Annotated in this window: 22 protein-coding genes; 11 read left to right on the top strand and 11 right to left on the bottom strand. The window is 61.2% G+C overall.

Annotated elements, in window-relative coordinates:
- Position 1 precedes the first annotated feature (1 nt).
- The gene (locus ACIP8I_RS02915; protein WP_400758506.1) at positions 2-1,303 is read left to right on the top strand and encodes an ATP-binding protein; all 1,302 of its coding nucleotides are present in this window, start codon (positions 2-4) and stop codon (positions 1,301-1,303) included.
- A gap of 156 nt (positions 1,304-1,459) precedes the next feature.
- On the opposite strand, the gene pncA is transcribed toward ACIP8I_RS02915, so the two are convergent.
- The 4 genes from pncA to ACIP8I_RS02895 form a co-directional block, all read right to left on the bottom strand.
- Complete coding sequence (gene pncA, locus ACIP8I_RS02910) at positions 1,460-2,086, bottom strand: bifunctional nicotinamidase/pyrazinamidase (RefSeq protein ID WP_400758504.1); 627 nt, start codon at positions 2,084-2,086, stop codon at positions 1,460-1,462.
- Between the two features lie 50 nt (positions 2,087-2,136).
- Positions 2,137-2,895, bottom strand: a complete 759-nt coding sequence (locus tag ACIP8I_RS02905) for a transcriptional regulator (protein WP_400758502.1) — start codon at positions 2,893-2,895, stop codon at positions 2,137-2,139.
- Entirely contained in the window at positions 2,892-3,350 is a 459-nt protein-coding gene (locus ACIP8I_RS02900) for a sigma-70 family RNA polymerase sigma factor (protein WP_260688120.1), read from the bottom strand. Before ACIP8I_RS02900 ends, ACIP8I_RS02905 begins: the two co-directional genes overlap by 4 nt.
- Positions 3,351-3,440: 90 nt before the next feature.
- Positions 3,441-3,974, bottom strand: coding sequence for a tetratricopeptide repeat protein (locus ACIP8I_RS02895; protein WP_400758500.1), 534 nt, complete (start codon positions 3,972-3,974; stop codon positions 3,441-3,443).
- Positions 3,975-4,149: 175 nt separating this feature from the next.
- Between ACIP8I_RS02895 and ACIP8I_RS02890 the strand changes: the two genes are divergently transcribed.
- The 3 genes from ACIP8I_RS02890 (at position 4,150) to nudC (ending at position 6,802) form a co-directional block, all read left to right on the top strand.
- A complete protein-coding gene (locus ACIP8I_RS02890; RefSeq protein ID WP_400758498.1) occupies positions 4,150-4,923 on the top strand; it encodes a methyltransferase domain-containing protein in 774 nt (257 codons plus the stop codon).
- 229 nt (positions 4,924-5,152) lie between these two features.
- Positions 5,153-5,965: a crotonase/enoyl-CoA hydratase family protein gene (locus tag ACIP8I_RS02885; RefSeq protein ID WP_400758497.1), complete on the top strand. Its 813-nt coding sequence runs from the start codon at positions 5,153-5,155 to the stop codon at positions 5,963-5,965.
- 6 nt (positions 5,966-5,971) lie between these two features.
- Positions 5,972-6,802 (top strand): NAD(+) diphosphatase, encoded by an 831-nt coding sequence (gene nudC / locus ACIP8I_RS02880; RefSeq protein ID WP_400758496.1) that lies wholly within the window; start codon positions 5,972-5,974, stop codon positions 6,800-6,802.
- On the opposite strand, the gene ACIP8I_RS02875 is transcribed toward nudC, so the two are convergent.
- Positions 6,770-7,549, bottom strand: a complete 780-nt coding sequence (locus tag ACIP8I_RS02875; RefSeq protein ID WP_400758495.1) for a TSUP family transporter — start codon at positions 7,547-7,549, stop codon at positions 6,770-6,772. The two genes, nudC and ACIP8I_RS02875, sit on opposite strands and share 33 nt — an antisense overlap.
- Positions 7,550-7,882: 333 nt before the next feature.
- On the opposite strand from ACIP8I_RS02875, the gene sfnG reads away from it, so the two are divergent.
- A complete protein-coding gene (gene sfnG / locus ACIP8I_RS02870) occupies positions 7,883-8,965 on the top strand; it encodes a dimethylsulfone monooxygenase SfnG (RefSeq protein WP_400758494.1) in 1,083 nt (360 codons plus the stop codon).
- Positions 8,966-9,088: 123 nt separating this feature from the next.
- Here sfnG and ACIP8I_RS02865 read toward each other — a convergent pair whose 3' ends face one another.
- Together ACIP8I_RS02865 and ACIP8I_RS02860 are read right to left on the bottom strand one after the other, a co-directional pair.
- Entirely contained in the window at positions 9,089-9,568 is a 480-nt protein-coding gene (locus ACIP8I_RS02865) for a nuclear transport factor 2 family protein (protein WP_098963977.1), read from the bottom strand.
- Between the two features lie 56 nt (positions 9,569-9,624).
- Positions 9,625-10,188 carry a TetR/AcrR family transcriptional regulator gene (locus ACIP8I_RS02860; RefSeq protein WP_096796073.1) on the bottom strand — a complete coding sequence of 188 codons (564 nt, stop codon included), beginning with the start codon at positions 10,186-10,188 and terminating at the stop codon, positions 9,625-9,627.
- Between the two features lie 204 nt (positions 10,189-10,392).
- Here ACIP8I_RS02860 and pssA point away from each other — a divergent pair, with 204 nt between their 5' ends.
- Positions 10,393-11,736, top strand: a complete 1,344-nt coding sequence (pssA, locus tag ACIP8I_RS02855) for a CDP-diacylglycerol--serine O-phosphatidyltransferase (RefSeq protein WP_400758491.1) — start codon at positions 10,393-10,395, stop codon at positions 11,734-11,736.
- A gap of 132 nt (positions 11,737-11,868) precedes the next feature.
- Here pssA and efeO (ACIP8I_RS02850) read toward each other — a convergent pair whose 3' ends face one another.
- From efeO (ACIP8I_RS02850) to efeU, 4 genes are read right to left on the bottom strand one after another with little or no spacing between them, the layout of a single operon-like run.
- On the bottom strand, positions 11,869-12,693 hold the full coding sequence (gene efeO, locus ACIP8I_RS02850; RefSeq protein ID WP_108589789.1) for an iron uptake system protein EfeO: 825 nt from the start codon (positions 12,691-12,693) through the stop codon (positions 11,869-11,871).
- Positions 12,694-12,718: 25 nt separating this feature from the next.
- Positions 12,719-14,017 carry an iron uptake transporter deferrochelatase/peroxidase subunit gene (gene efeB / locus ACIP8I_RS02845; protein ID WP_400758489.1) on the bottom strand — a complete coding sequence of 433 codons (1,299 nt, stop codon included), beginning with the start codon at positions 14,015-14,017 and terminating at the stop codon, positions 12,719-12,721.
- A gap of 17 nt (positions 14,018-14,034) precedes the next feature.
- On the bottom strand, positions 14,035-15,234 hold the full coding sequence (efeO, locus tag ACIP8I_RS02840; RefSeq protein ID WP_367084566.1) for an iron uptake system protein EfeO: 1,200 nt from the start codon (positions 15,232-15,234) through the stop codon (positions 14,035-14,037).
- An 8-nt stretch (positions 15,235-15,242) separates the two neighbouring features.
- Positions 15,243-16,091 carry an iron uptake transporter permease EfeU gene (gene efeU / locus ACIP8I_RS02835; protein ID WP_400758487.1) on the bottom strand — a complete coding sequence of 283 codons (849 nt, stop codon included), beginning with the start codon at positions 16,089-16,091 and terminating at the stop codon, positions 15,243-15,245.
- Positions 16,092-16,384: 293 nt separating this feature from the next.
- On the opposite strand from efeU, the gene ACIP8I_RS02830 reads away from it, so the two are divergent.
- The 5 genes from ACIP8I_RS02830 (at position 16,385) to ACIP8I_RS02810 (ending at position 22,563) form a co-directional block, all read left to right on the top strand.
- Positions 16,385-17,401, top strand: coding sequence for an AraC family transcriptional regulator (locus ACIP8I_RS02830; RefSeq protein WP_400758486.1), 1,017 nt, complete (start codon positions 16,385-16,387; stop codon positions 17,399-17,401).
- Positions 17,402-17,647: 246 nt separating this feature from the next.
- Positions 17,648-19,312 (top strand): AMP-binding protein, encoded by a 1,665-nt coding sequence (locus tag ACIP8I_RS02825; protein ID WP_400758484.1) that lies wholly within the window; start codon positions 17,648-17,650, stop codon positions 19,310-19,312.
- 15 nt (positions 19,313-19,327) lie between these two features.
- The gene (locus tag ACIP8I_RS02820; protein WP_400758482.1) at positions 19,328-20,089 is read left to right on the top strand and encodes an SDR family NAD(P)-dependent oxidoreductase; all 762 of its coding nucleotides are present in this window, start codon (positions 19,328-19,330) and stop codon (positions 20,087-20,089) included.
- A 12-nt stretch (positions 20,090-20,101) separates the two neighbouring features.
- A complete protein-coding gene (locus tag ACIP8I_RS02815) occupies positions 20,102-21,295 on the top strand; it encodes an acetyl-CoA C-acyltransferase (RefSeq protein WP_400758481.1) in 1,194 nt (397 codons plus the stop codon).
- A gap of 140 nt (positions 21,296-21,435) precedes the next feature.
- Complete coding sequence (locus ACIP8I_RS02810) at positions 21,436-22,563, top strand: acyl-CoA dehydrogenase (protein ID WP_400758479.1); 1,128 nt, start codon at positions 21,436-21,438, stop codon at positions 22,561-22,563.
- Positions 22,564-22,577 lie beyond the last annotated feature (14 nt).

Here is a 22,577-nt window from a genome sequence, read left to right as displayed (position 1 = left end):
GATGTTCAGAATCCTCTTTCGCCTGTATCTGGTGACGATCGTCTCCTACAGTGCGGCGATCTATCTGGTGCCGGATCTGGTGATCATGGCGTTCCGCGAGCGCTTCATCACCTACAACCTCGACTATTCGCGCGGCCTGCAATCGCTGATCACCCGGCAGTTTCACGCGGTGCCGCAGGATCAGTGGCCGGCACTGGCGCAGTCGATGGACAAGGACTTCCAGCCGCTGCACATCGCTCTGGCACGTATCGACGACGCCGGGTTCACCGCCCCCGAGCAGGTGCGATTGCGCGCCGGGGAGAACGTGGTGCGTATTGGCGATTGGGGATGGCGCACCTTGGCGGTCACCCCACTGAACGATGACGTCGCCGTGCAAATGGTGGTGCCGCCGGATCCGCTGGACGTCAATCTGTTGTACTGGAGCATCAACGTGCTGATCGGCGCGAGCATGCTCGCCTGCCTGCTGCTGTGGATTCGCCCGCACTGGCGCGATCTGGAACGCCTCAAGGGCGCTGCCGAACGCTTCGGCAAGGGCCACCTGAACGAGCGCACGCAGATACCCGCCAGTTCCAACATCGGCAGCCTGGCCAACGTGTTCGACACCATGGCCGGCGACATCGAAAATCTGCTCAATCAGCAGCGCGACCTGCTCAACGCGGTGTCCCACGAATTGCGTACACCGCTGACCCGTCTGGACTTCGGCCTGGCCCTGGCGCTGTCCGATGATTTACCGGCGACCAGTCGCGAGCGCCTGCAAGGGCTGGTTGCGCACATTCGCGAACTGGATGAGTTGGTGCTGGAACTGCTGTCTTACAGTCGCCTGCAGAATCCGGCGCAATTGCCCGAACAGGTTGAGGTTTCGCTGGATGAGTTCATCGACAGCATTCTGGGCAGTGTCGATGAAGAGCTGGAGTCACCGGACATCGTTATTGATGTGTTGTTGCATGGTCAGCTCGAACGCTTTTCGCTGGATCCCCGCCTGACCGCCCGGGCGATCCAGAACCTGCTGCGCAATGCCATGCGCTATTGCGAGAAACGCATTCAGATTGGCGTGCAGGTCAGCCCTGATGGCTGCGGGATCTGGGTCGACGATGATGGGATTGGCATCCCGGATGACGAGCGTGAGCGGATTTTCGAGCCGTTTTATCGCCTTGATCGCAGCCGCGACCGCGCCACCGGTGGCTTTGGCCTGGGCCTGGCGATCAGCCGTCGGGCACTGGAGGCGCAGGGCGGGACGCTGACGGTGGAAAGTTCGCCGTTGGGCGGGGCGCGGTTCAGATTGTGGTTGCCTACCGCTGCCTGAATAAAGTGAAGGAAAACCTGTGGCGAGGGAGCTTGCTCCCGCTGGGCTGCGAAGCGGCCCTAGGCAATCCGCAGCCAGGCGTCATTTGCCGGTTTTGCGACGGCTTCGCCGCCGGGCGGGAGCAAGCTCCCTCGCCACAGGGATGCGGTTGCGGTGTCAGATCAGTTGGTTTGACTGGATCAAGCCAACCCCGGCCGTTTGCATTCGCTCCATCGCCGCCGCCAGTGAACCCTCCATATCAATGGCGCGACAGGCATCCAGCAGCACAAACGCATTGAACCCCGCCGCCCGCGCATCCAGCGCCGAGAACATCACGCAGAAATCCAGCGCCAGACCGACCATGTACACCGTGTCGATACCGCGTTCTTTCAGATAACCGGCCAGACCGGTGGTGGTGCGCCGGTCCGCTTCGAGAAACGCCGAATAGCTGTCGATGTCCGGGTTGCAGCCCTTGCGGATGATCAGTTGCGCGTGGGGCAGGTTCAATTCGGGGTGAAACCCGGCGCCGACGGTGCCTTGCACGCAATGATCCGGCCAGAGCGTCTGCTCGCCGTAGGGCAGCTGAATGACCTCATACGGTTTGCGTCCGGGATGACTCGAGGCAAACGAAGCGTGGCCGCTCGGGTGCCAGTCCTGGGCAATGATCACTTGCTTGAACAGATCGCCGAGGCGATTGATCAGCGGCACAATCCGATCGCCTTCGGGGACGGCCAGTTGGCCACCCGGGGTGAAGTCATTCTGCACGTCGATGACCAGCAGGGCGCTGCGGGGTGAAATCTGCATCGATGCTTCCTCCTTGGATAATCACGCGCTCAGCATAGTGGCAGCGGCACTCATGCGCTCAACCGTTCGATCAAGTGTCTGGCGAGGTCTTCCAGCGCCGGGGCCGGATTGTGCCCGATCAACATCCACGCATGCTCACCTTCGGTCCAGTACACCACGTTCATCTCATGCCGCCGTTCGTGCGCCAAAGGCTGGCTGCCACTGTTGGAGCGAGTCACGCACAAGGCCAGCGGCCCGTGTTTCGCATCGAGATAGGTCAGTTGCGCAATCGGCACACCGTCGTACTCGAGCATTTGTGCACGCTTTAGTTCGGTGCCCGGCAACTTCACCAGTGCCGGCGACAGGCTCAGCCCCAATCGTGCATCCACCGCACGCAGTTGTGCGCGCTGGCTGGCTTCGTCACTGGGCAGGTGATCGAGGGTTTGCGGCACATACAGCGCCATGTAGTCGCCCACCAGGGCGCGCCAGTTATGCGCTTGCTGCGTTTGCCAGGCGAGAAACAGGCGATCGGCCAACACGCCGCCCGCCAGCAGACTCGCGGCGGCCGCACCAATGAACCAGCGTCGGCTCAGGCCTGGCCGCTGAGGGGCAGGGATGGCATCGAGGCGCGCCTGCAAACGCTCCAGCGGCGCCTGTTGCGCCAGTTCGTCATAGGCATCCTTGTACGGCAGGCTGCTGCGTTCGAACCATTGCACGCGCAGGCTGAGCAACGGGTCGTCGACAATCGCGCTGTCGAGTTGAGCGCGATACGCGGGATCCAGTTCGTCGTCGAGGTAGGCCACCAGTTGTTCGTCGGAGGGCTTGTTCATGGGTGGTCACCTCCAGTGGTTTTCGGCACGGCTTGCAGCGGCGGGTACTCGGCCAGTTTCAGCCGCGCGGTGGCCAGACGGCTCATCACGGTACCGATCGGCACTTGCAGGATCTCGGCAACTTCGCGGTAGGACAGGCCTTCAACGTAGGCCAGATAAACGGTTTCGCGCTGGGTTTCCGGCAACGCATCGACCCGGCGGATCACCTGCGCCGCCATCACGTGGGTTTGTGCGGCGTATTCGCCGTCGAAGGCCAGTTGCCCGTCGGCATCGACCTGGCCTGTGCCCTGACGCACCCGACGCGCGCGCACTTCGTTGAGCCAGATCGAATGCAGGATGCTCAGCAACCAGCGATCCATGCGCGTGCCGGCAACATATTGCCCGGCACGTTCCAGCGCCCGCACACACGTGGCTTGCACCAGATCCTCGGCAACGTGCCGATTGCGCGACAGCAGCAGGCCGTAGCGCCACAGTCGCGCCAGATGCTGTCCGAGTTCTGCTCTGAATGCCTGATCGCTGACGATGATGGCGTTCCTTTATCTGTTTCAGGTTTTCGATGAATCGTTGATGGCTTCAGCCAGATCCTGGTATTCCTCGCAGGACGTGCCGCAAATCGATTGGATCTGCTGCAACTGCTCCTGCGCCAGGTCGACGCGACCTTTGATCACATAGGCTTCGCCGAGGTATTCACGCACTTGCGCGTACTGCGGATCGAGTTTCACCGATTGCAGGTAATAGCCGATGCCTTCATCGGTACGCCCCAGTTTTCGTGTGGCGTAACCGCGATAGTTGAGGGCCTTGGCGGTGTTCGGTTGTTTCAGGGTGTCGAGCAGGGCCAGGGCTTCTTCGTAGCGACCGTCCTTGGCCAATCGGTAGGCGTAATCGGTGCGATCGGCATCCGGCACGGCGCTGCTGGTCTGCAGCACGCATTTCTGCGATTTGCTGTCCCAGACCTGGCCTTTGGGGCAGTTGGGCTTCTGCACGGGTGCGCTTTCATCACCATTGGCAAATGCCATCGACGTGGATAACGCGGCCACCAGCAGCAACGGGGCGGCGAACATAACGGAACGGATAGTCATGGGCAAGGCTCCACAGAGGGTTATGTTTCACTTTGAACACCACAGCACGGCATTTTATTCATTGCTTTGTCAGGCTCTGTTCAAGGTACGCGCAAATCACGGCGCTATGCTCAGGAACGCCCGCCGTCCATCCAGCGCTTTGCCATGACTCGGCGCTGACACACGAGGAACTGCCATGAAAGATCAGGTCCATCACTCCGCTGCCGCCGGCTACAAGACTGCCGCCGACACCTACGTCAAAGGTCGCCCCGATTACCCGCCGCAGGTCAGTCAATGGTTGACCCAGACATTGGGCCTGGACAGTCACAAGACGGTCATCGATCTGGGCGCCGGCACCGGCAAGTTCACCGGGCGGCTGGCGGCCACCGATGCGCAGGTGATTGCGGTGGAGCCGGTGGCGCAGATGCTGGAAAAATTGTCCGCCGCCTGGCCCGAGGTGCTGGCGGTGAGCGGTACTGCGACCGATCTGCCGTTGCCCGACGCCTCCGTAGATGCGGTGGTCTGCGCGCAGGCGTTCCATTGGTTCGCCACACCCGAAGCCTTGAGCGAGATCGCCCGGGTACTCAAGCCCGGCGGCAAGCTCGGGCTGATCTGGAACCTGCGCGATACGCAAGTCAGCTGGGTGCCGAAACTCGACGCTATCGTGAATGCGCTGGAGGGGGACACGCCGCGTTACTACACCGGCCAATGGCGTCAGGCGTTTCCGCATCCGGCGTTCGGGCCGTTGCAGTTGCAGCAGTTTCATCATGGGCACACCGGCTCGCCCGAGGACGTGATCTTCAATCGGGTGCGCTCCACCAGTTTCATTGCGGCCTTGCCGCAGGCGCAGCGGGACAAGGTTGATGAGCAGATTCGCGCGTTGATTGCCTCGGAGCCGGCGTTGCGTGGGCGACATGTGCTGACAGTTCCTTATGAGACGGCGGCGTATGTGGCGGTGAAGCGCGGTTAGATTTTTCGCTGCACATACAAAACCCTGTAGGAGCTGCCGAAGGCTCGGGCCGCGATCGGACGATCTTTTGATCTTCAAAGTCAAAAGATCGCAGCCTGCGGCAGCTCCTACACGGATTGATGGCACCTACCTGACCTTGTGGCAGTCAGTCCCGCATTTGGCCGAACCGCCATCGTGATGCCTTGTTATAGTTCGGGCCTCATTTTCAGCCCGGTAAAGGATCACTGCCATGACTCAATACACCGCCTTCAGCGTCGAACTGGCCGACAACATCGCCCATGTGCAGATCAATCGCCCGGAAAAGATCAACTCGATGAACGCCGCGTTCTGGAGCGAGATCGTCGAGATTTTCCAGTGGATCGATGACACCGATGAAGTGCGGGTGGTGGTGCTGAGCGGCAACGGTAAACATTTTTCCTCCGGCATCGACCTGATGATGCTCGCCGGCGTCGCCAACGAGCTGGGCAAGGACGTCGGCCGTAATGCGCGCCTGCTGCGGCGCAAGATCCTCACCCTGCAAGCTTCGTTCAATGCTGTCGACAACTGCCGCAAACCGGTACTGGCGGCGATTCAAGGCTATTGCCTCGGCGGTGCGATTGACCTGATCGCCGCGTGCGACATGCGCTACGCCGCCGAAGACGCGCAATTCTCGATCAAGGAAATCGACATCGGCATGGCCGCCGATGTTGGCACTTTGCAACGGTTGCCACGGATCATCGGTGACGGCATGCTGCGTGAACTGGCCTACACCGGGCGCACTTTCGGTGCTGATGAGGCGCGCAGCATCGGTCTGGTCAATCGCGTTTACGCTGACAAGGAGCTGCTGCTTGAAGGCGTGATGGACATTGCTCGCGACATCGCCAGCAAATCGCCCATCGCGGTCACCGGCACCAAGGAAATGATCAGCTACATGCGCGACCATCGCATCGACGACGGACTCGAATACGTTGCCACCTGGAACGCCGCCATGTTGCAATCCACCGACTTGCGCGTGGCCATGGCCGCCCATATGAGTAAACAGAAACCCGAATTTCTGGATTGAGAAACCATGACAGCTCGCTGGACCACTGCAGTACTGGACACCGATCAACCCGGCGGCTGGGCCGTGGCGCGCAGTCCCGAAGGCTTTCTGTTCGATGACAACGGAGCGCTGTTCCCCCGGGAATGGCTCAAGCGTCAGGATTTGTCGATCCTGGCGGAACACGGCATCGGCCATCTCGATGGCGAGCCGGTGTATCTGCTGGAATTGCACAGCTCCAGCGACGTGCCGGGCTGCAACTGGAAAGGCCTGCGGGCGTTCATGCTCGAAGGCGATCACACGATCTACAAAGTGCTGGGTTATGCCGCGCAGATCGGCACCTGGGCCCGCGAGCATCGTTTTTGCGGCAACTGTGGGCAGGCGATGACCCAAGTGCCGCGTGAGCGGGCGATGTATTGCCAACCGTGTGATTTGCGCAGTTATCCGCGCATTTCGCCGAGCATGATTGTGCTGATCACCCGCGGCGACGAAATCCTGCTGGCGCGTTCACCGCGGTTTGTCACCGGGGTCTACAGCACGCTGGCCGGGTTCGCCGAGCCGGGCGAGTCGGCGGAGGATTGCCTGATTCGCGAGGTGCGCGAGGAAGTCAGCATCGAAGTGAAGAACATTCAGTACATGGGCAGCCAGTGCTGGCCGTTCCCGCATTCGATGATGCTCGGCTTCCATGCCGAATATGCCGGGGGCGAGATCGTCTGTCAGGAGGACGAGATCGAGGACGCACAATGGTTCAACGTGCACGACCTGCCGCCGTTGCCGGCGTCAAAATCGATTGCCCGTTACCTGATCGACGTCTACGTGGCGCGCCGTTTAGGTCACGCTGAACCAGTGTTGCCAGGCTAGGCGCACGGTCAGCCCCAGCACCACGGTGATGAACACCGGACGAATGAACTTGGCGCCGCCGCTGATCGCGGTGCGCGCGCCGAAGAACGCACCTACCATCACCGACAGGCCCATGCACAGGCCGATGATCCAGTCCACTTGCCCGGAAAACACGAACACCGACAGCGCCGCGATGTTGCTGACGAAGTTCATGCTGCGCGCCACCCCGCTGGCCTTGACCAGGTCGATCGGGTAGAGCAGCAGGCTGCTGACCGTCCAGAACGCACCGGTGCCGGGGCCGGCCACACCGTCGTAGAAACCGAGGCTGAAGCCCTGGCTCGACTGCCATTTCTTCTTGATCGGCGCGTCGCTGTCCAGCGGCGCCTTGGGCGTGCCGCCGAACAACAGGTATACACCGCAGGCAAACACGATCACCGGCAGCATCTTGTTCAGCCATTCCGCCGGCAGGTAGTGCGCGACGATGGCACCGGTGAGCGCGCCGACCAGCGTACCGATGATCGCGTGTGTCCACTGCCGAGGGTGGAACAGCTTGCGGCGGTAGAAGGTGAAACTGGCGGTGGCCGAGCCGAAAGTCGAACTAAGTTTGTTGGTGCCCAGCACCAGATGCGGTGGCAGACCGGCAGTGAGCAGCGCCGGGGTGGTCAACAGCCCACCGCCGCCGGCAATGGCGTCGATGAAACCGGCAATGAAAGCGACGAGGGCCAGAATGGCCAGGGTGGTGAGGTCAACGCTGAGTTCGAAAGGCATGGAATCGGCTTATTCGGCAGGGCGCAGAGGGGCTGCGGGGAAGGGCTGACATGTTACTCATTTCCAAGTGTTGCGGCGACCCGTATGGCCCTATCGCGAGCAGGCTCACTCCTACATTTGAAATGCGTTCTCCTTGTAGGAGTGAGCCTGCTCGCGATGGGGTCAACTCTTTCAACTCAAAACCCAACTGTTGCCCACCCAACACCCACACAACAAATCATCCTCCAGCAATGCAGCTTCTTCAGCCTCAAACCCAATAAAACCGGGTCAATGGGGACTGGCACGCTTGCTGCTCTATCCCACTGACCTTCCCAACGTCCCGAGGACACGCCAATGAGTCAGCAAGCCGTGAAATTCGCCTACTGGGTGCCGAACGTCAGTGGCGGTCTGGTGGTCAGCAAGATCGAGCAGCGCACCGACTGGGGCATCGACTACAACCGCAAACTGGCGCAACTCGCCGAGGCCGCCGGATTTGAATATGCCTTGACGCAGATCCGCTTCACCGCCGGTTACGGCGCCGAGTTCCAGCATGAATCGGTGGCGTTCAGTCATGCGCTGCTGGCCGCCACCAGCAAACTCAAGGTGATCGCTGCGATTCTGCCGGGGCCGTGGCAGCCGGCGCTGGCGGCCAAGCAACTGGCGACCATCGATCAACTCACCAACGGCCGGATTGCGGTGAATATCGTCAGCGGTTGGTTCAAGGGCGAATTCCAGGCCATCGGCGAACATTGGCTGGAACACGACGAGCGCTATCGGCGTTCCGAGGAATTCATCCGCTCGCTGCGCGGGATCTGGAGCCAGGATAACTTCAGCTTTCGCGGCGACTTCTACCGCTTCGACCATTACACCCTCAAACCGAAACCGCTCGGGCGCCCGGAAATCTTTCAGGGCGGCAGTTCCCGTGCGGCAAGGGACATGGCGGCGCGGGTCTCGGACTGGTATTTCACCAATGGCAACAGCGTCGAAGGGATCAAGGCGCAGGTCGATGACATCCGGGCCAAAGCGGCGGCGAACAAGCATTCGGTGAAAATCGGCGTCAACGCTTTCGTCATCGCCCGCGACACCGAAGAAGAGGCGCACGCGGTGCTGGCGCAGATCATCGACCAAGCCGACCCGGAGGCGGTGAACGCCTTTGGTGACGCGGCGAAGCAAGCGGGCAGGGCGTCACCGGAAGGTGAGGGCAACTGGGCGAAATCGACCTTCGAGGATCTGGTGCAATACAACGACGGCTTCAAGACCAACCTGATCGGCACGCCACAGCAGATTGCCGAGCGGATCGTGGCGTTGAAAGCGGTGGGGGTGGATCTGGTGTTGGCAGGGTTTCTGCACTTTCAGGAGGAGGTGGAGTATTTCGGCAAACGGGTGTTGCCGCTGGTGCGGGAGCTGGAGGCTGAGAAGACTGCCGCAGTAGCCTGAAACAACACAAAAACCCTGTAGGAGTGAGCCTGCTCGCGATTGCGTATGAACAGTCAATATTCAGGCTGACTGACACACCGCTATCGCGAGCAGGCTCACTCCTACAATTGGAACTATGTGAACTTAGAGACCCAGGTCGGAAAGCCCCGGATGATCATCCGGACGCCGCCCCAGCGGCCAGTGGAACTTGCGTTCGCTTTCCTTGATCGGCATGTCGTTGATGCAGGCATAGCGCTGGAACATCAGGCCGTGTTCATCGAACTCCCAGTTTTCGTTGCCGTAGGAGCGGAACCAGTTGCCCGAATCGTCATGCCATTCATAGGCGTAACGCACGGCAATCCGCGTGTCGGAGTAGGCCCAGAGTTCCTTGATCAGGCGGTAATCGAGTTCCTTGGCCCATTTGCGGGTCAGGAAGGCCTTGGCTTCCTCTCGGTTGTTGGCGAACTCGGCGCGGTTGCGCCATTTTGTGTCGAGGGTGTAGGCCAGCGACACCTTCTCGGGATCGCGGGAGTTCCAGCCATCTTCGGCCAGACGTACTTTTTCGATAGCCGATTCACGGTTGAACGGCGGTAAAGGCGGACGCACTTGGGCAGCAGTCGACATTTTCAGTCTCCCGATCTAATTAACGATTAAACAACGGTTGAGGCTTATTTAAGGCGTTACAGGTCCAATAACTTACGCGCCATGCATTGCGCATTATCAGCGGCACTGTGATCACCCATCACAAGCGCTACGGTAATGGCGCCGTCAATCAGGATCAGCAATTGTCTGGCCAGACGTTGCGGATCTTCGACGCCATGTTCGGTACACAGCTCGCACAGGTAGTCGAGCAGCTTCTGTTTGTGGTCTTTGGCGACCTGGCGCACCGGGTCTTCGGGATCGCCGGTCTCGCCACTGGTATTGATGAAGGCACAGCCACGGAAACCTTCCGAAGCGAACCAGCTTTTGAGCACGGTAAACAGGTTGAGCAGGCGGTCGGCCGGGGTTTCTGCCTGATCGACAGCACTTCTGTACCAATGCATCCAGCGCACGTCGCGGCGTTGCAGGGCGGCTACGGTCAGCTCCTCCTTGTTGGCGAAGTAGCGGTAGATGCTTTTTCTGGAGACGCCGGCGGTTTTCACCAGAAGATCCATGCCGGTGGCCGCGATGCCACTTTTGTAGATCAACTTTTCGGTGACATCCAGAATGATGTCGCGGGTCGAGGTGTCAGTGATTTCGTTCATGTGGCGAACAGTAGAACGATCGTTCTCCTTGTGCAAGCTGTTTTTAAGATCAAAAAATCGCAGCCTGCGGCAGCTCCTACAGGGATCAGTGTTGGAGCTGCCGAAGGCTGCGATCTTTTGATCTCTTTACAGACACTCACAAGACCCGAACCGGTTGATGGTGTAAGCTCTCGGGTTCTTCGGATTCGACCCATTGCGAGCCCTATGCCGTTGCTTTTCAAACGCTCTTTGCTGCCCAAACTGCGCAGCTTTCCGCTGACTCCCGAGGCCGTGACGATTCTGTCCGGCGCCGCCGAGTTCCGTCGTTGCCTGCTGGAGAAAATCGCCGAGGCGACCCGGCGCATCTACATCGTTGCGCTGTATCTGCAGCACGACGAGGCCGGTCAGGAAATCCTCGATGCCTTGCATGCCGCCAAGCTCAAGCGCCCGGAGCTGGAGATCGTCGTAGTGGTTGACTGGCTGCGCGCCCAGCGCGGGCTGATCGGTGCCGGCAAACAGCCAGGCAACTCGGCGTGGTATCAGGAAATGACCCGTACCCATCAGAGCGAAGTGCCGGTCTACGGCGTGCCGGTGCAGACCCGCGAACTGTTCGGCGTCCTGCATTTGAAAGGCTTTGTGATCGACGATTGCGTGGTTTACAGCGGCGCGAGTCTGAACAACGTCTACCTGCACAAGTTCGACAAGTACCGTTTCGACCGCTACCACGTGCTGCACAGCCGCGAACTGGCCGACTCGATGCATCATCTGGTCAAGCACGGCCTGATCGAATCCAAGGCTGTGCATCGCCTCGACCTGCCCAACCTGCCGACCACCCGCAGCCTGCGCAACGACATCGGCGATCTGCGCAGCCGTCTCAAATATGCGGCGTACGACACCAGTGCCGGCAGCACCGCGCATACCGGCCTGTCGGTCAGTCCGTTGCTCGGCGTGGGCAAGAACAACCCGTTGAACCGGGTGATCGTCGAGCTGATCGCCAGTGCGCAACAGCAGCTGACCATCTGCACGCCGTACTTCAACCTGCCGCTGCCGATCATCCGCGAGGTCAACCGTGCGCTGGCCCGTGGGGTGAAGATCGACATCGTGGTCGGCGACAAGACGGCCAACGATTTCTACATCCCGCCGAGCGAGCCGTTCAAGGTGATTGCGGCGCTGCCATACCTGTACGAAATCAGCCTGCGGCGTTTTGCCAAGCGGCATCAGCGCAACATCGACAGCGGCCAGTTGAACCTGCATCTGTGGCGTGACGGCGACAACAGCTATCACCTCAAGGGCATGTGGGTCGACCAGCGCTATACGCTGCTGACCGGCAACAACCTCAATCCACGGGCGTTCCGCCTCGATCTTGAAAACGCGCTGCTGATCGATGATCCGCAGGGCGAATGGCTTGAGCCACGGGCGAAGGAGCAGGAGGAGATCTTCCGCAACACCACGCGGATCGCCAGCTTCCAGAGCCTGGAGACCTTGCCGGAGTACCCGGCGGGGGTGGCGAAGTTTTTGAAGCGGGTGAGTCGGGTGCGGATCGAGCGGTTGCTCTACCGGATTCTCTAGCGCCGCTGAAAATGCCATCGCTGGCAAGCCAGCTCCCACAGTATTCTCGGTCATTCACAAATATCGTGTACACCAAGAACATTGTGGGAGCTGGCTTGCCAGCGATGGGGCCTGCTTAGACGCTCAATGAACTCAGTTCAGACCCAGCTTGCCACGCAACGTCGACAGGTCTTCCGCCAAGGTATTCACCGGCCCGACCAGCGCCTTGCGATCGTTATCCTTCACCTTGTCATACGTCTCGAACCCACCGTCCTTGGTCTTGTACTTGGCGAGGATCTTGTCCACGGTGGCGAAGTTCTTGTCGACTTTGGCAACGAACGCCTTGTCCTGTTTTTCGATCTGCGGACGGAACAGGTCGACGATTTTCTTCGCGCCGTCGATGTTGCCCTGGAAGTCGTACAGGTCAGTGTGGCTGTAACGGTCTTCTTCACCGGAGATCTTGGTCGCGGCAACCTCTTCCAGCAAAGCAGCAGCACCCCCGACGACTTTCTCCGGCGGGAAGGTCAGGCCGGCGACGCGGGTCTGCAGGTCTTTGACGTCGCTATCCAGCTTGTCTGCCAGGGCGGTCAGGCCTTCAGTGGTCTTCTCCGAGAACAGCGAATATTCGAGGCGGTGAAATCCGGTGAAGTCTTCAGCCTTCACGCCTTTTTCGTGGTCGTCGACGCGCGAATCGATGGACGCATCCAGGTCACTGAACAGCTCGGCAATCGGCTCGATCGACTCGTAATACACGCGCGTCGGCGCGTAGAGCTTTTGCGCGGTGGCCAGATCACCTTTTTTCACCGCATCGGTGAACTGTTTGGTGTGGCTGCCCAGTTCATCCAGTTGCTCGGTGACGTAGATCTTGTAGTCCGACACCGGGCCGACCAGATCCAGCGGCGCCGTCGCGGCGAACGCCGACAGCGGGGTGTTGAGCAAACCAAGGGTCAGCAATAACGCGAGTGGCGACTTTTTCATGGAGCGGCTCCGAGGGTTTTTATGGTTATGCAGCTGTTTTGGGTTGTGTGGCGTTGAGCAGCGAGCGACCGATGAAATCCTTGTCGCCCGCGACACCCGGCAGGGTGAAGAAGTAACCGCCGCCGACCGGTTTGAGGTATTCCTCAAGCGGCTCGCCGTTGAGCCGGGTCTGCACGGTGATAAAGCCTTTTTCCAGATCGGCCTGGTAGCAGATGAACAGCAGGCCCATGTCGAGCTGGCCGTTCTTGTTCACGCCGTTGGAGTAGTTGAACGGCCGGCGCAGGATCAGGTTGGCCTGGCTCGCCGCGGTGCGCGGGTTAGCCAGGCGAATGTGCGCGTCAAGCTTGGTCAGCTTGCCCTCCGGGTCCTTGCTGTAATCCGGGACCTCGGTTTCATGGTTGGCGCCCATCGGTGCGCCGGTGGTCTTGACCCGGCCGATAATGCTTTCCTGTTCCTGCAGCGGCGTACGGTCCCAGCGCTCGACGAAATTGCGGATGATCCGCACCGCTTGATAGCTACCGTGCGCGGCCCAGGCCGGTTCATCGCTGCCCGGTTGCACCCAGACAAGCTTGTCCATCGCTTTGGCGTCGTTGGAATCGGGATTGGCCGAGCCGTCGCGGAAACCCAGGAAGTTGCGCGCCGATTGCGCCGGCACCCCCGGTTTGGCCGGGGCTTGCGGTGGCACGCTGCCTTCCTGTTTCCAGCGCACCAGCAGCAGGTCCGGCAGGTTCTTGACGATGTCGCGCAGGGCGTGAATGTTGGTGTCGGCGGTGTTCGAGCAGAATTGCAGGCTCAGGTCGCCGTGGCAGCAATCGGCCTCCAGCGCATCGTTGGGGAAGCCGACCATGCGTTGCAGACGTTTCGGTTTGGCCTCGGCCAGTCCAAAGCGCTCATCGAACAGCGACTCGCCTACCGAGACGGTGATGGTCAGGTTGTCCGGCGTCACCACCGGGCCGAGGATGCCGGAATCCGGTGGCGGCAGTTTCGGGTCGATCTGCGCCACCGGGCCGCCCTTCATCAGAAATGCGATGCGCTCGTTGAGCGTACGGAACAGCCGCTCGAGGTCTTCGCGATCGCTGGCCAGCACGTCGAACGACACGAACATGCCGGACGCCGGACGCGGGGTGACGATGCCGGTCTGGTGCACGCCGTGGAAGTCGTGGCGGTCTTCGGTTTTGTCGCTGCTCGGCGCTTCGGTGACTTGCGCCGGGGCCGCCGCCATGGCCGGGCAGCTCAGGGCCGAACCGGCCAGCGCAACACCGGCAGCGCCCATACCCATCAGCAGGCGGCGACGTTGCAGATCGAGGTTTTGCAAATCTTTCATCGGTATTCGTCTTCTGCTTACAGGCCGGAGAGGCCGAGGGCGGGATCGATGCCATCCAGAGCGTCAGCCAGGGCCTGAGCCTTGTCGGCGATCTGTTTGCGTTGTTCGCCGCTGACCGTGTCGTAGCTCGCGTAGCCGTCCTTGACCTTGAAGCTGTTCAGTACGTTGTCGAAATCGCTCAGTGCGCTGTCGATTTTCGGCAGCAGGTCCGGCGCCGATTTGCTCAACATTGGCCGCAGCAATTCGACGACCTTGTGTGCGGTCTCCAGATTGCCGGCAAAACCGTTGAGGTCGGCGTGGCTGTAGCGTTCCTCTTCACCGCTGGCGGCACGCACATCGGCCAGGGTGTTGAGGTTGCGCACCACGATGCTCACCAATTGTTCCGGCGGCAGCGACTGGGCCAGCAGTTGCTGTTTGAGCGTGGTGACGTCGGTCAGCAGGCGCTGGGCAATGGGCGTCAGATCGTCGAGTTTGCGTTGCTGGAACAGCGCGTACTCGATGCGGTGGAAGCCGACGAAGGCCGGATCCTGTTCGCGCTTCTCGAAGTAGTCGGCGCGGGCATTGATGCTGTTGTCCAGTTCCGCCAGACGTTGCGCCGCCGGGGCCAGACGCTGATAGGCGGCGCGCGCCGGCAAGTACAACGCTTGCGCCTGGGCCAGATCGCCGCTGGCAACTGCGTCGTTGAGCGCAGTCACAGCTTTGATCAGTGCGCTGCTCTGGCTCGCCAGATACACGCGGAACTCCGACAGCGGCCCGACAAAGGCGACCATCGATGGCTTGGCCTTGGCGGCAGCATCGGAGGCCGCTGTCGGCGTCACGTGCAGCACGCCGCGAGGATTGCTCAGCAGGCCGCAGGTGATCGCGTAGTCGCCGGGTTGCAGGTTGGCGTTGATCACCTGGCTCAGACCCGGGGCGATGTTCTCGCGCTCCTCGATCACCAGCACGCCGTCGAGGATTTCCCACTCCACTGCGCGGTCGGAGCGGTTGACGATGCGGAAACTGGCGCGGCCGGCAGGAACCGTCAGCTCGTTCGGCTCGCAACTGTGCGCGTTGATGTTGACCACCACTTCGTCATGGTTGTGCTGACGCTTGGCCGCGGCCATTTTCGAGGCGTAGTAGAACAGGCCACCGGCGGCAATCATCACGACCACCGAACCGGCCACCGCCCAGCGCAAGGCGCGGGGAGGGGAGGCCTGAGGAGTATTAGGCTTTGACATGGATGCCCTTATTGGCTGGAAACGGAAGTCGATTTGGCTGGCTTGGGCGCAGCAGGCGCGGCGGGGTAGAAAAACACCACCAGCGCCAGCACCAGATAGATCAGGTACGCACCGAGGGTGCTGACGGTCGGCGCATCCTGATAACCGAACATGCCGGCCAGCACCGAACCCAGTGGGCCGTCCATCGGCAGCGTCGCGCTGAAGTCGAACAGCACGGTTTGCAGGTGATTCCACACGCCCGCTTCATGCAGGGCTTGCACCGAATTGGCGAGGATCCCGGCGGCGACCACCAGAATGAACAACCCGGTCCACTTGAAGAACGCCGACAGGTTCAGGCGCATGCTGCCGCTGTAGATCAGGAAGCCGACGACGATTGCCAGCACCAGGCCGAGCAGGGCACCGATCGGCGCGCCCGGGCCTTCGCTCTGCTGGAACACGGCGAGCAGGAAGAACACGGTTTCCAGACCTTCGCGAGCCACGGCGAAGAACACCATGGCGATCAGCGCGATCACCTGATGCTTTGACGAGGTCAGGGCGTGATCCAGCGAGGCCTGCAACGAATGCTTGATCGACCGCGCGACCTTGCGCATCCAGAACACCATCGAGCTGAGAATGCCCACCGCGACCAGACCGACAATGCCTTCAAACAACTCCTGCTGTTTCTGTGGGAATTCGGCGCTGACCAACTCCAGCCCACCGCCGACCAGCAGTGCCAGAGCGGCGGCGAGAAACACGCCGATCCACACCGCCGGCATCCATTGGCCGCGACCGGTCTGTTGCAGGTAGCTGGCGATGATGCCAACGATCAGCGCGGCTTCAATGCCTTCACGCAGCATGATCAGAAAGGGAACGAGCATTGCGGCAACCACGAGTGACTTAGATAGGTGGCTAAGTTGTAACATAATGACACTCATTCCCAAATGGGGATGCTTGACATTTACCTGAACATTCGCTGAACGGCATGTTTTTTAGCCATGCCCGAATCTGTGTAGGAGTGAGCCTGCTCGCGATAGCGGTGTATCAGCTAACCATTGAGTTGACTGACTCAACGCTATCGCGAGCAGGCTCACTCCTACAGGGATCTGTGTTGTGCTGGGGATGGCTGCGTTAAGATGCCCGTCACCCAAAACAACAAGGTCTGCCTCGCTCCATGTCGGAAAAAGACACCATCGCCGTGCAACTGGTGCGTGAAGCGCTGCTGCAAAGTTGTGCCCCGGGCGTGGCCACGGATGAAGTCTTGAACAAGGTCGGGATTGCTCCGGGCCTGCTGCACAGCGAACACGGCCGGGTGCCTGCTTCGCAATACGCGAAACTCTGGCGATTGCTGGCCCGGCGCGGCGATGACGAGTTTTTCGGTATGGACCCGCGCCGGCTCAAGTCCGGCAGCCTCGAATTCCTTTGCCGCAGCGCCATGGCACAACCCACTCTGGCTGCCGGGCTGAGCACGGGGCTGAATTTCCTCTCGCTGATGCTGGAGAAAATGCCCGCGCAACTGGTTCACCAACAAAGCCTTGCCGAAATCGTCCTGCTCGAAGACGATCCCGAACCGCGCCGCGCCTTCACCTATTTCACTTACTGGATGATCGTCCACGGCGTGGCCTGCTGGCTGGCGGGGCGGCGAATTCCGATTCTGGCGATCGAACTGCGCTGCGCGGAACCTGATTTCTGCGACGATTACCGGGTGATGTTCTCGGAAAACCTGCGTTTCGAGCGTCCGCGCACGCGGATGATCTTTGCTGCTGACTGCCTCGACTTGCCGATCAAACGCAGCGCTGAAGAGCTGAAACGCTTTCTGGCCCATGCGCCGGCGAACATTCTGGTGAAGTACCGCGACCCGGAAAGTCTTGCCAGCCGGATCAAACAGGATCTGCGGCAGCTACCTGCCGAAAAATGGCCGGAGACCGAAGCCCTGGCGCAGCAGTTATGCATGTCCGCCTCGACCCTGCGCCGACGTTTGTCCGAGGAAGGGCAGACCTATCAGGGGCTCAAGGACAGCGTGCGCAAGGAACTGGCGATCAGCTGGCTGGCGGAGCCATCGATCAGTTTCGTTGAGATCGCCACGCGGCTGGGGTTTGCCGATGCGAGTTCGTTCTACAAGGCGTTTCGCAAGTGGTCGGGGTCCAATCCTGGGCATTACCGCACGTTGATCCTTAACGAAGCGGTCTGATTCAGAGTATCTGTCGCCTGGCACGGCGCCATCGCTGGCAAGCCAGCTCCCACAGATTTTGCGCTAACACTGTGGGAGCTGGCTTGCCAGCGATAGGGCCAGTCAGGACAACGCATCTTTTGAACCTTGGCCAAACCAGTCAGCCACTTTGATGGCTTTGACCATTGCCGCCGCCGCGCCGCAGCGCGACTATCCCAGTGTTGTTAACGGTTCCCAGCCTAATAAAAACACAGAGGGATTCTGGCAATGCGCGATTACTTGTCTGCCACCGAACAGTTCAACTATCAGCACACCGTGGACGCTGCGCTCAGCGGCACGCTGGAGGCGCTCAATGCCTGCGTCGAATGTTGCGACCGCCACGCCTTGCCGGGGCGCATTGCGTTGTTCTGGGAGGGCCGCGACGGTGCGAGTGCCACGTACACCTTCAGCGAGCTGCAAGACCAAGCCGCGCGTTTCGCCAATTTCCTTCTCGAACAAGGCGTGCAGAGGGGCGACAAGGTCGCCGGCCTGCTGCCACGCAACATCGAATTACTCATCACCGTGTTCGCCACCTGGCGCATCGGCGCGGTGTATCAGCCGTTGTTCACCGCATTCGGCCCCAAAGCCATCGAGCATCGCCTGAACAGTTCAGGCGCCAAAGTGGTGGTCACTGACGCGGTCAACCGGCCGAAACTCGCTGAAGTCAGCGAATGCCCGACCATCGTCACCGTCGGCGGCGCCAAGGGCCAGGGCATCGTCCGTGGCGATTTCAGTTTCTGGGCCGAGCTGGCCAACTCCTCCAGTGTCTGCGAGCCGGTTCTGCTGACGGGCGAAGACCCGTTCCTGCTGATGTTCACCTCGGGCACCACCGGTCCGTCGAAAGCGCTGTCAGTGCCGCTCAAGGCGATCGTCGCATTCCAGAGTTACACCCGCGACGCGGTGGATCTGCGTCCTGAAGATTCGTTCTGGAACGTCGCCGATCCGGGCTGGGCCTACGGCATCTATTTCGGCGTCACCGGCCCGCTGTCGATGGGGCACCCGATCACCTTTTACGATGGCCCCTTCACCCTCGAAAGCACCTGCCGGGTGATCAACAAATACGGGATCACCAATCTCACCGGCTCGCCGACCGCGTACCGCTTGCTGATTGCCGGTGGTAACGAGTTCGCCAAGTCGATCAAGGGCAAACTGCGCATCGTCAGCAGCGCCGGCGAACCGCTGAACCCGGAAGTGATCCGCTGGTTCGCCGACAACCTCGGCGTGGTGATTCACGACCATTACGGGCAGACCGAACTGGGCATGGTTCTGTGCAACCACCACGGTCTGCAGCACCCGATCCACCTTGGCGCCGCGGGTTTCGCCTCGCCGGGCCATCGCATCGTGGTGCTCGATGAGCAGTACAACGAACTTGGCGTCGGCCAGCCGGGCATTCTCGCCATCGACCGCACGCAATCGCCGATGTGCTGGTTTGGCGGCTACCAAGGCGCGCCGACCAAAGCTTTCGTCGGCGATTACTACCTCAGCGGCGACACCGTGGAATGGAACCCCGACGGCAGCATCAGCTTCGTCGGGCGCAGTGATGACGTGATCACCACCTCCGGTTATCGCGTCGGCCCGTTCGACGTCGAGAGCGCGCTGATCGAGCACCCGGCAGTGGTTGAAGCGGCCGTAGTCGGAAAGCCCGATCCGGAGCGCACCGAACTGGTCAAGGCCTTCGTCGTGCTCAACCCGCAATACCGCGCCGAACCGGCGCTGGCCGAAGAGCTGCGGCAACACGTGCGCAAGCGTCTGGCCGCGCATTCGTACCCGCGTGAAATCGAATTTGTCAGCGAATTGCCGAAAACCCCAAGCGGCAAATTGCAGCGCTTTATCTTGCGCAACCAGGAAATCGCCAAGGCTCAAGAGGCCGCGGCGCACAACGTTTCAGCTTGAATCAGGAAGTCAGTCATGCAGATCGAGAACAAGGTTTTTATCGTCACCGGCGGCGCCTCCGGCCTGGGTGCAGCCAGCGCTGAATTGCTGGTCAATGCCGGCGCCAAAGTGATGCTGGTGGACATGAACGCCGAAGCCGTCGCCGCCCAGGCCCAGCGCCTTGGCGCGCAAAGCGTGGTGGCGGACATCAGCAACGAAGCCGCTGCGGAAGCGGCGGTGCAGGCCACGGTCAAAGCCTTTGGCAGTCTCAATGGCCTGGTCAATTGCGCCGGCATCGTTCGCGGCGAGAAGATCCTCGGCAAGAACGGCCCGCATGCACTGTCCAGCTTCGCTCAGGTAATCAACGTCAACCTGATCGGTAGCTTCAACATGCTGCGTCTGGCCGCTGCGGCCATCGCCGAGAGCGAAGCCAATGCCGATGGCGAGCGCGGGGTCATCATCAACACCGCCTCGGTCGCTGCGTTCGACGGCCAGATCGGTCAGGCCGCGTATTCCGCCTCCAAAGGCGCGATCGCCAGCCTGACCCTGCCGGCCGCCCGCGAACTGGCGCGTTTCGGTATTCGCGTGATGACCATCGCCCCGGGCATTTTCGAAACCCCGATGATGGCCGGCATGACCCCGGAAGTGCGCGAGTCGCTGGCCGCTGGCGTGCCGTTCCCGCCGCGTCTTGGGAAACCTGCCGAGTACGCCGCGCTGGTTCGGCATATCATCGAAAACAGCATGCTCAACGGTGAGGTGATCCGTCTCGACGGCGCCTTGCGCATGGCCGCCAAGTAAGGAGGATTTGTCATGACCATTTCCAACGATCCGATTGTTATCGTCAGCGCCGTCCGCACCCCGATGGGCGGTTTTCAGGGCGAACTGAAAAGCCTCACCGCGCCGCAACTCGGCGCTGCGGCGATCAAGGCTGCGGTTGAGCGCGCCGGTGTCGCCAGCGACGCGGTTGATGAAGTGCTGTTCGGTTGCGTATTGCCCGCTGGCCTCGGTCAGGCACCGGCGCGGCAGGCAGCACTGGGTGCCGGGCTGGATAAATCCACCCGTTGCACCACGGTCAACAAGATGTGCGGCTCGGGCATGGAGACCACCATTCTGGCCCACGACATGCTGCTGGCCGGCAGCGCCGATGTGGTGATCGCCGGCGGCATGGAAAGCATGTCCAACTCGCCGTATCTGCTGGACCGCGCCCGCGCCGGTTACCGCATGGGCCATGGCCGGGTGCTCGATTCGATGTTCCTCGACGGCCTCGAAGACGCCTACGACAAGGGCCGTCTGATGGGCACCTTCGCCGAAGACTGTGCCGAAACCAATGACTTCAGCCGCGAAGCCCAGGATGCGTTTGCCATCGCTTCGACCACCCGCGCCCAACAGGCGATCAAGGACGGCAGCTTCAAGGCCGAGATCGTTCCGCTGAGCGTAACCGTCGGCAAGGAGCAGGTACTGATCAGCAATGACGAGCAGCCGCCGAAAGCCAAACTGGACAAGGTCGCCTCGCTGAAACCGGCGTTCCGCGAAGGCGGCACGGTGACGGCGGCGAACTCCAGTTCGATCTCCGACGGCGCGGCGGCGCTGGTGCTGATGCGCCAGTCGCAAGCGCAGAAACTCGGGCTTAAACCGCTGGCGGTGATTCATGGTCACGCGGCATTTGCCGACACGCCGGGCCTGTTCCCGGTGGCACCGATTGGCGCGATCAAGAAGCTGGTGAAGAAGACTGGTTGGGCGTTGAACGAAGTCGATCTGTTCGAAATCAACGAAGCGTTCGCCGTGGTGGCGATGGCGGCGATGACCCACCTGGAAATCCCCCACGACAAGCTCAACGTGCACGGCGGCGCCTGCGCGCTGGGCCATCCGATCGGCGCCTCGGGCGCGCGGATCCTGGTGACGCTGCTCTCGGCCCTGCGCCAGAAGGGCCTGAAACGCGGGATCGCAGCGATTTGCATCGGCGGCGGTGAAGCCACGGCGATGGCCGTGGAATGCATTTATTGATTCACGCAATCCCTTTGTAGGAGTGAGCCTGCTCGCGATGGCGTCGTGTCAGTCAACACTGATTTATATGACCCACCGCTATCGCGAGCAGGCTCACTCCTACAAGGGAAAGCGGGTCGACTTGAATTTAAGGATTCACCATGATTCCCAACGAAGACCAGACCCAGATCCGCGACATGGCCCGGCAGTTCGCCGAGGAACGGCTGAAACCGTTCGCCGCCGAGTGGGACCGCGAGCATCGTTTCCCCAAGGAAGCCATCGGCCAGATGGCCGAACTGGGCTTCTTCGGCATGCTGGTGCCGGAGCAGTGGGGCGGTTGTGACACCGGTTACCTGGCCTACGCCATGGCCCTGGAAGAAATCGCCGCCGGCGACGGCGCCTGCTCGACCATCATGAGCGTGCACAACTCAGTCGGCTGCGTACCGATCCTCAAGTTCGGCAACGACGATCAGCGCGAGCGCTTTCTCAAACCGCTGGCAAGCGGCGCCATGCTCGGCGCCTTCGCCTTGACCGAACCGCAGGCCGGTTCCGATGCCAGCAGCCTGAAAACCCGCGCGCGTCTTGAGGGCGATCATTACGTGCTCAACGGCTGCAAACAGTTCATCACTTCCGGGCAGAACGCCGGGATCGTGATCGTGTTTGCGGTGACCGATCCGAGTGCCGGCAAGCGCGGCATCACGGCGTTTATCGTGCCCACCGATTCGCCGGGCTATAAAGTCGCGCGGGTTGAAGATAAGCTCGGCCAGCATGCGTCGGACACCTGCCAGATTCTCTTCGAAGACGTCAAAGTGCCGGTCGCCAACCGCTTGGGTGAGGAGGGCGAAGGTTACAGGATTGCCTTGGCCAACCTCGAAGGCGGGCGGGTCGGCATTGCTTCGCAAGCGGTGGGCATGGCCCGCGCTGCGTTCGAAGCGGCCCGCGATTACGCTCGTGAACGCGATACCTTCGGCAAGCCGATCATCGAGCACCAGGCCGTGGCCTTCCGCTTGGCCGACATGGCCACGCAGATCGCCGTCGCCCGGCAGATGGTGCATTACGCCGCGGCGCTGCGCGACAGCGGTCAGCCGGCGCTGGTCGAAGCCTCGATGGCCAAACTGTTCGCCTCGGAAATGGCCGAGAAGGTCTGCTCGATGGCGCTGCAGACGCTGGGCGGTTACGGTTACCTCAACGATTTCCCGCTGGAACGCATCTACCGCGACGTACGCGTCTGCCAGATCTACGAAGGCACCAGCGACATTCAGCGCATGGTTATTTCGCGCAATCTCTGACAAGGAATCTTGCC

Source organism: Pseudomonas sp. NPDC088414, from assembly GCF_044753325.1.
In the GTDB taxonomy this organism is placed as follows: domain Bacteria; phylum Pseudomonadota; class Gammaproteobacteria; order Pseudomonadales; family Pseudomonadaceae; genus Aquipseudomonas.
This window is presented reverse-complemented; position numbering and strand designations above follow the sequence as displayed.

Excerpts from the sequence above, each read along its gene's own strand:
- ACIP8I_RS02810 (WP_400758479.1), top strand. The coding sequence starts at position 21,436 with ATGATTCCCAACGAAGACCAGACCCAGATCCGCGACATGGCCCGGCAG.
- nudC (WP_400758496.1), top strand. The coding sequence starts at position 5,972 with ATGACAGCTCGCTGGACCACTGCAGTACTGGACACCGATCAACCCGGC.
- ACIP8I_RS02890 (WP_400758498.1), top strand. The coding sequence starts at position 4,150 with ATGAAAGATCAGGTCCATCACTCCGCTGCCGCCGGCTACAAGACTGCC.
- pncA (WP_400758504.1), bottom strand. The coding sequence starts at position 2,086 with ATGCAGATTTCACCCCGCAGCGCCCTGCTGGTCATCGACGTGCAGAAT.
- ACIP8I_RS02820 (WP_400758482.1), top strand. The coding sequence starts at position 19,328 with ATGCAGATCGAGAACAAGGTTTTTATCGTCACCGGCGGCGCCTCCGGC.
- ACIP8I_RS02865 (WP_098963977.1), bottom strand. The coding sequence starts at position 9,568 with ATGTCGACTGCTGCCCAAGTGCGTCCGCCTTTACCGCCGTTCAACCGT.
- efeO (WP_367084566.1), bottom strand. The coding sequence starts at position 15,234 with ATGTCAAAGCCTAATACTCCTCAGGCCTCCCCTCCCCGCGCCTTGCGC.
- pssA (WP_400758491.1), top strand. The coding sequence starts at position 10,393 with ATGCCGTTGCTTTTCAAACGCTCTTTGCTGCCCAAACTGCGCAGCTTT.
- efeB (WP_400758489.1), bottom strand. The coding sequence starts at position 14,017 with ATGAAAGATTTGCAAAACCTCGATCTGCAACGTCGCCGCCTGCTGATG.
- ACIP8I_RS02815 (WP_400758481.1), top strand. The coding sequence starts at position 20,102 with ATGACCATTTCCAACGATCCGATTGTTATCGTCAGCGCCGTCCGCACC.
- efeU (WP_400758487.1), bottom strand. The coding sequence starts at position 16,091 with ATGCTCGTTCCCTTTCTGATCATGCTGCGTGAAGGCATTGAAGCCGCG.
- ACIP8I_RS02825 (WP_400758484.1), top strand. The coding sequence starts at position 17,648 with ATGCGCGATTACTTGTCTGCCACCGAACAGTTCAACTATCAGCACACC.
- ACIP8I_RS02860 (WP_096796073.1), bottom strand. The coding sequence starts at position 10,188 with ATGAACGAAATCACTGACACCTCGACCCGCGACATCATTCTGGATGTC.
- ACIP8I_RS02915 (WP_400758506.1), top strand. The coding sequence starts at position 2 with ATGTTCAGAATCCTCTTTCGCCTGTATCTGGTGACGATCGTCTCCTAC.
- ACIP8I_RS02885 (WP_400758497.1), top strand. The coding sequence starts at position 5,153 with ATGACTCAATACACCGCCTTCAGCGTCGAACTGGCCGACAACATCGCC.
- ACIP8I_RS02895 (WP_400758500.1), bottom strand. The coding sequence starts at position 3,974 with ATGACTATCCGTTCCGTTATGTTCGCCGCCCCGTTGCTGCTGGTGGCC.
- ACIP8I_RS02830 (WP_400758486.1), top strand. The coding sequence starts at position 16,385 with ATGTCGGAAAAAGACACCATCGCCGTGCAACTGGTGCGTGAAGCGCTG.
- sfnG (WP_400758494.1), top strand. The coding sequence starts at position 7,883 with ATGAGTCAGCAAGCCGTGAAATTCGCCTACTGGGTGCCGAACGTCAGT.
- ACIP8I_RS02905 (WP_400758502.1), bottom strand. The coding sequence starts at position 2,895 with ATGAACAAGCCCTCCGACGAACAACTGGTGGCCTACCTCGACGACGAA.
- efeO (WP_108589789.1), bottom strand. The coding sequence starts at position 12,693 with ATGAAAAAGTCGCCACTCGCGTTATTGCTGACCCTTGGTTTGCTCAAC.
- ACIP8I_RS02875 (WP_400758495.1), bottom strand. The coding sequence starts at position 7,549 with ATGCCTTTCGAACTCAGCGTTGACCTCACCACCCTGGCCATTCTGGCC.